This is a genomic window from Pseudomonas sp. SYWMCR5 (assembly GCF_057197165.1).
The window spans coordinates 44,068-55,634 of record NZ_JBXUNH010000014.1 but is presented as its reverse complement, the minus strand read 5'-3'; the positions used below and the strand labels follow the sequence as shown (position 1 = coordinate 55,634).

At 63.6% G+C, this 11,567-nt stretch carries 10 protein-coding genes and 1 pseudogene; 7 read left to right on the top strand and 4 right to left on the bottom strand.

What is annotated here, in order from left to right:
* Window positions 1–1,079, bottom strand: a pseudogene (gene tnpC / locus AC2CGW_RS24625) (IS66 family transposase); the annotation flags it as partial.
* 252 nt (window positions 1,080–1,331) lie between these two features.
* On the opposite strand from tnpC, the gene AC2CGW_RS24620 reads away from it, so the two are divergent.
* From AC2CGW_RS24620 to AC2CGW_RS24610, 3 genes are all read left to right on the top strand, one after another.
* Window positions 1,332–1,736, top strand: a complete 405-nt coding sequence (locus AC2CGW_RS24620; RefSeq protein WP_186666858.1) for a transcriptional regulator — start codon at window positions 1,332–1,334, stop codon at window positions 1,734–1,736.
* 98 nt (window positions 1,737–1,834) lie between these two features.
* A complete protein-coding gene (locus AC2CGW_RS24615; protein WP_484574744.1) occupies window positions 1,835–2,761 on the top strand; it encodes a DMT family transporter in 927 nt (308 codons plus the stop codon).
* 402 nt (window positions 2,762–3,163) lie between these two features.
* Window positions 3,164–3,409 (top strand): DUF3077 domain-containing protein, encoded by a 246-nt coding sequence (locus tag AC2CGW_RS24610; protein WP_125930463.1) that lies wholly within the window; start codon window positions 3,164–3,166, stop codon window positions 3,407–3,409.
* Between the two features lie 159 nt (window positions 3,410–3,568).
* On the opposite strand, the gene AC2CGW_RS24605 is transcribed toward AC2CGW_RS24610, so the two are convergent.
* Window positions 3,569–4,741, bottom strand: a complete 1,173-nt coding sequence (locus tag AC2CGW_RS24605; protein ID WP_484574743.1) for a YbfB/YjiJ family MFS transporter — start codon at window positions 4,739–4,741, stop codon at window positions 3,569–3,571.
* 106 nt (window positions 4,742–4,847) lie between these two features.
* Between AC2CGW_RS24605 and ptrR the strand changes: the two genes are divergently transcribed.
* Complete coding sequence (gene ptrR / locus AC2CGW_RS24600) at window positions 4,848–5,741, top strand: putrescine utilization regulator PtrR (protein ID WP_484574742.1); 894 nt, start codon at window positions 4,848–4,850, stop codon at window positions 5,739–5,741.
* A 124-nt stretch (window positions 5,742–5,865) separates the two neighbouring features.
* Window positions 5,866–5,994: a PA1414 family protein gene (locus AC2CGW_RS24595; RefSeq protein ID WP_256093825.1), complete on the top strand. Its 129-nt coding sequence runs from the start codon at window positions 5,866–5,868 to the stop codon at window positions 5,992–5,994.
* Window positions 5,995–6,219: 225 nt separating this feature from the next.
* Here the strand turns inward: AC2CGW_RS24595 and AC2CGW_RS24590 are convergent, their stop codons facing one another.
* Both AC2CGW_RS24590 and speB read right to left on the bottom strand, forming a co-directional pair.
* Window positions 6,220–7,599, bottom strand: a complete 1,380-nt coding sequence (locus tag AC2CGW_RS24590; protein WP_151924196.1) for a sodium:solute symporter family protein — start codon at window positions 7,597–7,599, stop codon at window positions 6,220–6,222.
* Between the two features lie 141 nt (window positions 7,600–7,740).
* Window positions 7,741–8,691, bottom strand: a complete 951-nt coding sequence (speB, locus tag AC2CGW_RS24585; RefSeq protein ID WP_063543768.1) for an agmatinase — start codon at window positions 8,689–8,691, stop codon at window positions 7,741–7,743.
* 227 nt (window positions 8,692–8,918) lie between these two features.
* Here speB and AC2CGW_RS24580 point away from each other — a divergent pair, with 227 nt between their 5' ends.
* Window positions 8,919–9,812 carry a LysR family transcriptional regulator gene (locus AC2CGW_RS24580; protein WP_186666854.1) on the top strand — a complete coding sequence of 298 codons (894 nt, stop codon included), beginning with the start codon at window positions 8,919–8,921 and terminating at the stop codon, window positions 9,810–9,812.
* A gap of 140 nt (window positions 9,813–9,952) precedes the next feature.
* On the top strand, window positions 9,953–11,518 hold the full coding sequence (locus tag AC2CGW_RS24575; RefSeq protein WP_112897731.1) for a methyl-accepting chemotaxis protein: 1,566 nt from the start codon (window positions 9,953–9,955) through the stop codon (window positions 11,516–11,518).
* Window positions 11,519–11,567: the final 49 nt, after the last annotated feature.

Sequence of the window (11,567 nt, the reverse complement as noted above, 5' to 3'; positions counted from 1 at the left end):
GATGCCCTTGCCCAAGGCATTCTGCGTCGTGACCTGAGGTTGCGTTTTCTCTACCCAGCTTTTCAGTTGAGCCAGCAGTGGCAGGCTGCGCTCCATGCGGGCAGCCTTACGATCTTCATCGCTGCCGTCCTTAAGGTCGTGCTCGATGCCATACAGCTTGTTGATCAAATTCAGTGCGATGTCTGCTCGCCCGGTTTTACCCTTGGGCTGCACTTTCTGCGCTTCGACGAACTTGCGGCGTGCGTGCGCCCAGCAGCCCAATCGCTCCACGCCGTCCTGTGTGGCCAGCGCGTTGTAACCGGCGTAGTCGTCGGTCATGACATAGCCGCGATAGCCATCCAACAGGCGCGTCGGCACCTCCTGCGTTCGGCTGGTGGCGTAGTCAAAAAGGATCACCGAGCGATCAGGTGGGCCGCCGGTTTGTACCCACACCCAGGATTGGCTGCTGGGCTCACGACCCGGCTCTTTCAACACCTGCACACGTGTTTCGTCACAGTGGATGATCCGACTGTTCAACAGGCTTTCGCGCATCAGATTCAGCAGCGGCTGAAAGTGCTCGCTGCATTGAATCACCCAGCGTGCCAGGGTTTGGCGCGAGATATCGATACCGTGACGCCCCAACACTTTTTCGAAGCGGTGAAACGGCAAGCCGTCTACGTATTTGGTGGTCAGCAGCATGGCCAACACACTCGGGCTGGCCATGCTTTCTCTATCACCTGGGCGGGCTTGCCTGCCGTCACGGGCGCTGACTCGCAGTCCCGGCAGCTGTATACCTTGCGCACATGCTTGATGACGCGAATCTGCATCGGGACGATTTCAAGCTGTTCGCTGACTTCTTCTCCGATGGCATGTTTGCGGCAGCCGCAAGCGCAGGTCAGTTCATGCTCGGACAGTTCGTGGACAACCTCGATACGCGGCAAATCAGCCGGCAGTGGCTTACGTTTGCCACGGCGCTTGGTCGGTGCAACGACTTCTTCGTCGCCGGCCTCATCCAAGGGCTCGGCCAGGCTTTCTGCCTCGTCGAAGAGCGGCAGTTGTGGCGTCGCCGCATCGCCTGTCTGCTCGGTCTTGCGCCCGAACGCGGCTGGCGCAGCTGTCGGCTATTCAGCACAGCTCAGATGAGCCGCGTTGATTTGTTTTGAGGTTTCTGGAGACAAGACTTGTCTCGAGTTCGGGGGAGCTGTAACCCGTGAGCAGGTTTGAAGTGCCGTAGATACCTGTTCGCAGGCCCCGAGCCGGTTCCAACCGTGTGCTGTCGATGATTTGAACGGACCTCCAACGCCTCCGGTCCCATGCTGTGTACCCACCGTCCACAGCAAGAGGCCACTGCCATGAGCACCTACGACTGGGACCTGATCGAACGCTTGCTGCACGAGGTGCAGAACGGCGCAGGTCAAAGCTTCACGCCACGCCCCTACGCCGAGCAGCATGCTGCGGCGATGGCCGCCAAAGGCCAGCCGGTGGGCGATCTGGATCAGCTGAAAACCCGCGCCTGTGAATACGAAAAGCTGCTGTTCCAGCGCGGATTCATCGAAAGCCGGCCTGAAGAGGATGGCGGCAACGGTGAAAACTTCGTGCTCACCGAGCGCGGCTCGCGCCTGCTCAGCCTCATCGACAGCGCGATTCCAGGAGCGGACAGCCCACGCTTGAAGCTGGATCAGCAGGCAGATGCGCTGAATGAGTCCACCTTCGATCAGGTCTCGAGCAAGCCGCAGATCACACCGGGCGCGATTTAGGCTGGTATCGGCGGGGCGGGCGCGCCGATAATCGGTAATGGATCCATTTTCTGACTGCCGAGCGTTGCCATGCCCCTGACCCGACACGAGGCCCGCCCATGAGCGTGGCCCGCAAGAACACCGACGCCTTTGCCCTGCAGGTGATGCTGGGGCTGTGCCTGATCTGGGGCTCCCAGCAGGTGATGATCAAATGGGCTGCCGTGGATATCGCGCCGGTGATGCAGGCGGCGTTTCGCTCCGGTGTCGCTGCGGTGCTGGTCGGGCTGCTGATGTGCTGGCGAGGCGGCTGGGCGCAGTTGGGCAGCACCTGGCGCGCGGGTTTGCTGGCCGGGGCGTTGTTCGGGCTGGAGTTTCTGTTCATCGCCGAGGGGCTGAAGCTGACCTCGGCGGCGCATATGTCGGTATTTCTCTATACGGCCCCAGTGTTCACCGCGCTGGGGCTGCACTTCATGTTGCCCAGCGAGCGCCTGCGTTTGTTGCAGTGGCTGGGGATTGCGCTGGCGTTTGCCGGGATCGCCCTGGCCTTTGCGGGCGGGCTGTCGCTGGATCAACTCGATGGGCGGGTGCTGCTCGGCGATGCCATGGCGGTGCTGGCGGGGCTGATGTGGGGTGCGACCACGGTGGTGGTGCGGGCTTCGCGGCTATCGGAGGCGCCGGCGACCTTGACGCTGTTCTACCAGTTGATGGTGGGCTTCGTCGGCTTGCTGCTGATGGCGTTGTTCAGCGGGCAGATCGGTGCGGTGTCGTTCACGCCGTTGGCACTGGGCAGCGTGCTGTTTCAGGGTTTGGTGGTGTCGTTCTTCAGTTACCTGACCTGGTTCTGGTTGCTGCGCCAGTACCTGGCGTCGAACCTGGCGGTGTTTTCGTTCATCACGCCGTTGTTCGGGGTGACGTTCGGGGTGCTGTTGCTGGATGAGCCGCTGAGCGTGAACTTCGTGGTGGGGGCGGTGATGGTGCTCGGTGGTGTGGTGCTGGTGAGTGCCGAGCCTTGGGTGCGGCGGCAGTTGCGCCGGGTGGTGGGGTAAGGTGGGCTGTAGCGTGTCTGATTTTTCCTAATTCTCGGGCGCCGGTGTCAGGTTTTGAGTCGTTAGGATCTATCCTACGCGGCTTGCGGAAGCGTCTTAATTGTCGTGGAAATGCGTCAGGGATAACTTCGCCGGGTCGTCATTTGGCGACCGGGCGTGAGAAACCCGACGACGTGGCAGCGGCACTTCTTTATGGCAGCCGTGTGCGGACGGGCTTCGGCCCGGCCGGGCTCTCACGTCCTCGGTTTCTCACTCCGTGCACGGTTGCCACCCTAACTCCGTGAGAAAGAGTGGGGTGGTGATATCTCTGACCAGACGTGAGATTTGACCCCATGAAAAAGCTCGTCCCCGATCCACCCCGCCTTACGCACGTTCCCCACACCACAGTGAGGAGACGTGACCATGACTGACTTATCCAATGGCTACACCACCGCTGGTGTGGCGACTTTCCTGGACATGTACCGCGTACAGCCTGGCATTCCTTTCGAGCGGGTGCTGGAAGAAGTGTCGGTGATCCTTGGCTGTGTCCGGGAGTTGAGCGAGCAGGAACAGGTGGACCCGGTGAGCATCACCGCGCTGCACTACCTGAGCGCGATGGCCAAGGCGTTGCTGAACGACCTGGAGGTTGGGCGTAACTCGGTGCATTGAGGCCACAGCCCGGCTATGAAGCCGCCTCGACCTGTAGGGGCGGGCTTGCCCGCGAAGAAGATATCGCGCTGCCTGGCACGGGCTACGCCCGTGTTCGCGGGCAAGCCCGCTCCTACAGGGATTGGGCTGGTCTTTAGATTTTGAGCAAGACAGCTGCTCCTACACAGGGGTCGCCAGTTGCTCTGCGGCGCGTTGATCCGATCTGCTTGTCGCCACCAGCAACCCGGCGACCCCCAGCCCCGCAGCCGCCAGCAACAGTGCGGGTTGCAGCCCACCGCTGAAGTGGTTGCTCAGCGCGGCCAGCAACGGTCCGCTGAGTTGGCCGAGGGCGAAGCAGGCGGTCAGCAGGCCGGCGTTGCGTTGTGTGGCGTGGGGCGCGAGCTCTCGCGAACGCTGCATCACCAACTGCATGCAGGCCAGGAACGGCGCGCCACACAGCAGTACCCCGAGCCCCAGTCCGATACCACCGCCCAACAGGCAGGCCAACACACCCAAGGCTTGCAGCCAGAGAGTGGCGGTCAGCCAGGCGCTGGTGCGACCCGGGCCGCGCAGGCTGACGATCAATACGCCAAGCGCCGCAGCCAGGCCGAAACCGGGCCAGAACAGGTCGGCAAGCCATTGCCCCTGGAATTGCTGGCTGGCCATCTGCGACAGAAAGGTGGCCGGCAGGATGTAGCCAATGCCGTACAGCGCATAGACCACCGCCAGTCGGGCGATGCCGCGCGGGTGTGAATGAGCCTGTGCCGGTGCGTTAGTGGTCGCTGGCGTCAGCAGGTGGGCGCGGGGCAGCCACGGCAGCACGGCCAGCAGCATCACCAGCGCGGCCACCGAGTACATCAGCCACAACGCGGCCGAATCGAGGCTGAGCAGGTGCGCACCGAGCGCTAGGAAACCGGTGATGGCGATCCCCACGCCTGGGCCTGCAAACACCAATGCGCCGAGTCGCGCCCGACCATGGCTGCTGGCCACGTGCTGGCTGAGGCTGGTCAGCATCACCAATGCCCAGGCGCTTGCCACACCGGTGCCGAAGCGCAGTAGCAGGTGGCTCCAGAATCCGTTGGCAGCCCAGGAGGCCAGGGTCAGCAGCACGCACAACCACAGCCCGGCATGCAGGCGCAGGCGCACCTGGTGCGGGTGGCGGGCGAATATGCCGTCCACGGCGCCGATGAAATAGCCGAGATAATTGGCTGCGGCCACCAGGCCGCCTGCGGTCAGGTCGAACTGGCCTTCGGCAATCAGGCGGGGCATTTGTGGGGTCAGTGCGAAGCGGCCGATGCCCATGGCCATCATCAGTGCGACAGCACTGGCCAGCAGTTGCAGTAAGGGCGACATGGGAAGACTCCTGCGCAGTGGTAAGCGATGGATGGCAGGGTAGGGGTTCTTGACTTTCAATAAAATTGAATAATTATGATCAAGTTGTTCTGTTTTGGAGAATTCAATGGACTTCAGCCAACTGCGGATTTTCCAGGCGGTCGCCGAGGAGGGCTCGGTGACCCGGGCCGCCGAGCGCCTGCACCGGGTGCCCTCGAACCTGTCGACGCGCCTGCGTCAGCTCGAAGAGCAACTGGGGGTCGAGTTGTTCCTGCGTGAGCGTCAGCGTCTGCAGTTGTCGCCGGCAGGCAAGGTACTGCTGGATTACGCCAACCGCCTTGCGGCGCTGCGCGATGAGGCCATGGCGGCGGTGCAGGGTGGTCAGCCCGCAGGGGACTTCACCCTGGGCACCATGTACAGCACGGCGGCAATCCAGCTCCCGGCGTTGCTGGCGCGTTATCACCAGGCGTACCCGGCAGTGAACCTGCAGGTGCAGGCCGCGCCCAGCGGCGAGCTGTTGCAGGGCCTGCTCGAGCGCCGCCTGGACGCCGCCCTGGTGGATGGCCCGCCGGGGCTGGCCGGGCTTGATGGCGTGCCCTTGTGCGAGGAGCAACTGGTGCTGATCACCAGCCCCGAGCACCCGCCTGTGCACAGCGCGCGTGATGTGGCCGGGCGTTCGGTATTCACGTTCCGTCAGGGGTGTGCCTACCGCATGCGTCTGGAGGCTTGGTACGCGCACGACCACACGCCCATGGGGCGGGTGATGGAGATCGAGTCGTACCAGGGCATGCTGGCGTGTGTGATCGCCGGTGCCGGGGTGGCGATGATGTCGCGTTCGATGCTCGACAGCCTGCCGGGGCGCGAGCGGGTCAGCGCGCATACGCTGCAGGCGCCGTTCGATCATGCCGAGACCTGGTTGATGTGGCGCCAGGGCATGTGCGGGGCGAATTTGCAGGCCTGGATCGACCTGCAACAAGGTGAAACAGTAAACCGGCTGTCGGAGTACGGCGTTTCCGCTTGATCTGCGGCAAAATCGCCCATATCTGTAAGGTTAGACGCAGGCGATATACAGAACATGGGACTATGATCTGTATGAAGCATCGCAGGACTGATTTGCCGCAAGGCTGACCCGTGAAGGGGGCACTATGAACAAGCGCATGTACAACTGGCTCCACGACCTTGCCGTCGCCCTTGGCCTGGTACCACCGCCATTGCAACCGGTACCGATCCCCACCGACGAAGAACAGCGCAAGCGCCAGCCGCGTCGGCGCTGATTAGCGCAGGAAAAAGGCCGCTGCATCCTTGGGGGATGCGGCGGCCTTTTGCGTTTTTGCAAGGGGGATCTGTGGTGTGGCTTTCGTAGTGCATGGCACCGGCTTCGCCGGTGATCGCGGGACCAGCCCGCTCCCACAGGGATTGGGCTGACCTTTAGATTTTGAACAAGACAGCTGCTTCCACAGGGTAGGGGCGGGCTGGTCCGGAGATTTTCTGCCCTGGAATCAGGCCAGGTTCACCGCAGCCGTCGGTTTACGCGACATCAGGCTGACCACGATGAAGCTCACCAGGCCCACCGCCAGGCTGTAGTAGATCGGCGAGTTGGCATCCAGGCCGTCCTTGAACATGAAGAACAGCGCGGTGGCAAAGCCCAGCGACATGCTGGCGATTGCACCCGGGGTGGTGGCGCGTTTCCAGAAGATCGCCCCGATCAGCGGGATCAGCATGCCGCCGACCAGCAGGTTGTAGGCCAGGGTCAGGGCGCTGATCACGTCGTTCACCGCCAGGGCGATCACCAGCACTGCCACGCCAGTGAGCAGGGTGAACAGGCGGTTCACGCCCAGGCTCGAGCGCTTGCCGCCACGCAGCTTGGGCAGCAGGTCTTCGGTCAGGGTGGTGGACGCCGCCAGCAGGCCGGCGCTTGCGGTCGACATCATCGCCGCCAGTGCCGCCGCCATCAGCAGGCCACGGATGCCGTCGGGCAGGGTGGTCTTGATCATCTCGGCGAAGGCGTTGTTCGGGTTGGCCAGGTCAGGCATCAGCACATGGGCGGCCATGCCGATCAGGGCACAGGCCAGGCCGTAGATCACGCAGTACACGCCTGCGGCGGTGCCGGCGCGCTGGCAGACCTTCTCGTCACGTGCGGTGAACACACGCTGCCAGATGTCCTGGCCGATCAGGATGCCGAAGAAGTAGATCAGGAAGTAGGTGATGATGGTGTCCCAGCCGATGGTGGTGAGCTGGAAGCTCGCCGCCGGCAGCTTGGCCACCAGTGCATCCCAGCCACCGGCCTTGTACAGGCACACCGGCAGGAGGATGAACATCAGGCCCACGGTCTTGATGACGAACTGCACGATGTCGGTGAGGGTCAGCGACCACATGCCGCCGATGGTCGAGTAGACCACCACCACGCCACCGCCGAACAGCAAGGCCATCCAGAACGGCACATCGAGCAGCACTTGCAGCACGGTGCCCATGGCCAGTGTGGAGACCACGCCGATCATCAGCGCGTAGGCCAGCATGATCACTGCACTGGCCTGGCGCGCCATCGGGTTGTAGCGGCGCTCCAGGACCTGGGTCACGGTGAAGATGCGCAGGCGCAGCAGCGGTTTGGCGAGGAACAGGTTCAGGGCGATGATGCCCAGGCCCAGGGCCGCGCACAGCCAGAAACCGGAAATGCCGTGGACATAGCCCAGGCGCACGGTGCCGACGGTGGATGCACCACCGAGCACGGTGGTGGCCATGGTGCCCATGTAGAGGGTCGGGCCGAGATTGCGTCCGGCGACCAGGTAGTCTTCGTGGGTTTTCGCCCGCCGCATGCCGTACCAGCCAAGCCCGAGCATGCCAGCGGCGTAGATCAGTACAACAATGATGTCCAAGGCCATGGGTGTCTCCGATTATCTTTATTATGCGAGATCGATCGCTCGGACGCTCTCACCGCGTCCGGCGCTCCTCATCGAGTGTTGGCGGGCCTCTATGGCCCTGACCCACGGCTCCTGCCTGGGTATTGCAGGTGTTTCAGGTGATCAGCGACGCACCACGCCGGGAAGCACGCAGAGCATTTCGAACAACAGGTTGGCGCCCAGCAGCGAGGTGTTGCCGGTGGTGTCGTACGGTGGCGAGACCTCGACCAGGTCGCAGCCGATCAGGTCCAGGCCGTGGCAACCGCGGATGATTTCCATCGCCTGGATGGTGGTCAGGCCGCCGATTTCCGGGGTGCCGGTGCCTGGCGCCCAGGCCGGGTCGATGCCGTCGATGTCGAACGACAGGTACACCGGGCCACCGCCGACCTTCTCGCGCACTTCGGCCATCAGCGGCTCCAGCGACTTGTGCCAGCACTCTTCGGCCTGCACCACGCGGAAGCCCTGGCGGCGGCTCCAGTTGAAGTCGTCGGCGGTATAGCCCTGGGCGCGCAGGCCGATCTGCACCACGCGGTCGCAGTCCAGCAGGCCTTCCTCGACGGCGCGGCGGAAGGTGGTGCCGTGGGCGATCTTCTCGCCGAACATATGATCGTTGACGTCGGCGTGGGCGTCGATGTGTACCAGGCCGATCTTGCCGTGCTTTTTATGCAGGGCGCGCAGGATCGGCAGGGTGATGGTGTGGTCGCCACCCAGGGTCATGGGGATGACGTTGTGTTCGAGGATTTCGTCGTAGGCTTCTTCGATGATGCGCACGGCGTCGAGCAGGTTGAAGGTGTTGATCGCCACGTCACCGATGTCGGCGACCGACAGCGAGTCGAACGGGGCGGCGCCGGTGGCCATGTTGTACGGGCGGATCATCACCGATTCGGCGCGGATCTGCCGCGGGCCGAAGCGGGTGCCGGAGCGCAGCGAGGTGCCGATATCCAGTGGCACGCCGATGAAGGCGGCGTCCAGGCCTTCGGCGCTTTGCAGGTGAGGAAGACGGAGCATGGTGGCGATGCCGCCGAAACGCGGCATTTCGTTGCCGCCCAGTGGTTGGTGGAGAATCTTGTCCACGGTGGGCCTCATCAGTCGGTCGATTGTTCTGTTTGTTCGAACCTGTGTCGCGGCACGCTCGGCAAGCGCGAAGGCGCCGGCGACCAGGGACATTTCGGCCAAGTCTGCGCAAGGTAGTGCGCGGGAAGAATCGCTACCGACAAATACTTACTTCAGGAATTTCTGAACTATCGACGCGCAGGCGCGGTAGACTCTGGCGCATTTCCACTCGACGGAACCCGTGCGCCATGGCCTCATCGCTGCCCGACCTGAAACTGTTGCGCATCTTTGCCAGCGTGGTGCGCCACCAGGGTTTCGCCAATGCCCAGCGCGACCTCAACCTTTCGACGTCGGCCATCAGCACCTACATGAGCCAGCTGGAAAGCGCCCTGGGCCTGGTGCTGTGCCACCGTGGGCGTGGTGGTTTCAGCCTGACCAGCAAGGGCGAGCTATTCCACCAGGAGACCTTGCGCCTGCTGGGCGAGCTCGACGGTTTCGAGCAATACGCCGCGGCGCTCAAGGGTGAGCTGCGCGGCACCCTCAACCTGGGAGTGATCGACTCCACCGTTGGCGATCGCGCGCTGCCCCTGGCCGAGGCGATCGGCGCCTACAGCCAGGAGCACCCGGCCGTGCACTTGCACCTGTCGGTGTCCAGCCCTTACGAGCTGCAGCTGGGTGTGCAGGACAACCGCCTGGACCTGGCCATCGGCGCCTTCTCTTCGCGTATGAGCGGCCTGGTGTACCAGCCGTTGTACCGCGAGCAGCACTGGCTGTACTGCAGCAGCCGCCACCCGCTGTTCAGCGAGCGGCGCATTCCGGCGCAGGTCATCACTCAGCAACGCATGGTCGGCCGGGGTTACTGGAGCCAGGCGGAACTGGCCCGGCACGGTTTCAAGCACAGCGCGGCGACCGTGGAGAGCATGGAGGCGCAGTTGATCCTGATCCTGTCCGGTGCCTACATCGGTTACCTGCCCGAGCACTATGCCCAGGCCTGGGCCGACAAAGGTGATCTGCGGGTGTTGTCGCCGTCTACCTTCGGCTATCAGGCGCCATTCTCTTTGATCATCCGCCGTGGGCGCAGCCGCGAACCGTTGATCCAGACCTTCCGCGACCTGCTCAAGTCGCAGTTGAATGTGGGCTGATCGGCGTTGCCGAAAATACATTCCGTCAGGTCGGGAACTTTTCTTACAAATGCTGATCCCGCACGTGAAAAAGCTCTGCTAAACCTTTACTTGCTTTGATGAAATTTCCCTCTCATCTACACAAGCAAGGACCGCCCGAGATGCGCACGAATCTGCCCGTAACCGAGCATGAAAGAACGTTCTCCAGCGAGCAGCGGTTGATTTCCACCACCGATCTGAACAGCCGGATCACTTACTGCAACGACGCGTTCGTGGCGATCAGCGGATTCACCTACGACGAGTTGGTGGGGCAGCCGCACAACCTGGTGCGCCACCCCGACATGCCGCCGTCGGTGTTCGGCCATATGTGGGAAACCATCAAGCAAGGCAAGCCGTGGATGGGGGTGGTGAAGAACCGCGCCAAGAACGGCGACTTCTACTGGGTCAGCGCCTATGTCACGGCGGTCTACGAGAACGGTCGCATCAGTGGCTACGAGTCGGTGCGCTCGGTGCCGACTCGCGAACAGATTCGTCGTGCCGAAGCGTTGTACGCACGCCTGCGGGCCGAACGCTCGCCGGTGCCCTGGGCGGCGCGGCTGGGGCATGGCCTGGGGACTGGCTGGCCACTGGTGGGTGCCGGGCTGATTGCGGCGGCAGGCTACCTGTGGCTACCGCCCTATGCGGCGCTGGGCCTGCTGATGGTCAGCCTGTTCAGTGCCTGGTACCTGATCGAACACCGGCAGAACCAGGCCATTCGCCGTACCCTGGCCGAGCATCCCAAGGCTTTCACCAGTCCGCTGGTCGCCCTGACCTACAGTGACAACCCGGGCCTGCGCGGTCAGCTCGACCTGGCGATCATCAGCGAAGAGGCGCGTCTGCAGACTGCGCTCACGCGGCTGGTGGACGCTGGCGTCGGGGTCAAGTCACGGGCCGCGCAGTCAGCGGAACTGTCCGATGCCCAGGCGCAGATGCTCGACCGACAGCGCAGCGAAACCGACCAGTCGGCGACCGCTATCGCGCAGATGGCGGCGACCATCCAGCAGGTCACCCATAACGTGCAGAGTACTGCCCACGCGGCCGGCGATGCCGACCAGCTGGCGCAGCAGGGCAGTGACCTGGCCCAGCAGAGCCTGCGCGCCATGGGCAGCATGAGCGAGGCGGTGAACGACATCGGCCAGGCAGTCAATGCCCTGGCCGAGCAGACCCAGTCGATCGGCAGTGTGGTGGATGTTATCACCTCGATTGCCGAGCAGACCAATCTGCTGGCGCTCAATGCCGCCATCGAAGCGGCGCGTGCCGGGGAACAGGGCAGGGGCTTTGCGGTGGTGGCTGACGAGGTGCGTTCGCTGGCCCAGCGCACCCGCACCTCCACCGAGGAAATCCACCAGATCATTGCCTCGCTGCGTGCCGGTGCCGAGCGCGCGGTGAGCAGCGCCAGCCGCGGCGAGCAGATTTCTCGCGATAGCGTGCACAGCGTCGAGGCGGTGCAGTCGGCACTGACCGGCATCGTCCAGGCGGTGAGCCGCATTACCGGCATGAGCCAGCAGATGGCGACCGCGTCCGAGCAGCAGAGCCATGTGGCGGAGGATATCAACCAGCAGATCGTGCGCATTGCCCACCTGTGCGACGAAAGCGCCGGGCAGGCGAAGCAGGGGGCTGAGATCAGCCAGGATCTGGAGCGGATGGCGGAGTACCTGCATAGCCTGGCGGAGCGGTTCAATCGTTAGAGGGGGGTGGCCCGCAACGCGGGCCCCGATTTCCGGCATACAGTTCCGG

Excerpts from the sequence above, each read along its gene's own strand:
- AC2CGW_RS24615 (WP_484574744.1), top strand. The coding sequence starts at position 1,835 with ATGAGCGTGGCCCGCAAGAACACCGACGCCTTTGCCCTGCAGGTGATG.
- AC2CGW_RS24590 (WP_151924196.1), bottom strand. The coding sequence starts at position 7,599 with ATGGCCTTGGACATCATTGTTGTACTGATCTACGCCGCTGGCATGCTC.
- AC2CGW_RS24605 (WP_484574743.1), bottom strand. The coding sequence starts at position 4,741 with ATGTCGCCCTTACTGCAACTGCTGGCCAGTGCTGTCGCACTGATGATG.
- AC2CGW_RS24595 (WP_256093825.1), top strand. The coding sequence starts at position 5,866 with ATGAACAAGCGCATGTACAACTGGCTCCACGACCTTGCCGTCGCCCTT.
- ptrR (WP_484574742.1), top strand. The coding sequence starts at position 4,848 with ATGGACTTCAGCCAACTGCGGATTTTCCAGGCGGTCGCCGAGGAGGGC.
- AC2CGW_RS24575 (WP_112897731.1), top strand. The coding sequence starts at position 9,953 with ATGCGCACGAATCTGCCCGTAACCGAGCATGAAAGAACGTTCTCCAGC.
- AC2CGW_RS24610 (WP_125930463.1), top strand. The coding sequence starts at position 3,164 with ATGACTGACTTATCCAATGGCTACACCACCGCTGGTGTGGCGACTTTC.
- AC2CGW_RS24620 (WP_186666858.1), top strand. The coding sequence starts at position 1,332 with ATGAGCACCTACGACTGGGACCTGATCGAACGCTTGCTGCACGAGGTG.
- AC2CGW_RS24580 (WP_186666854.1), top strand. The coding sequence starts at position 8,919 with ATGGCCTCATCGCTGCCCGACCTGAAACTGTTGCGCATCTTTGCCAGC.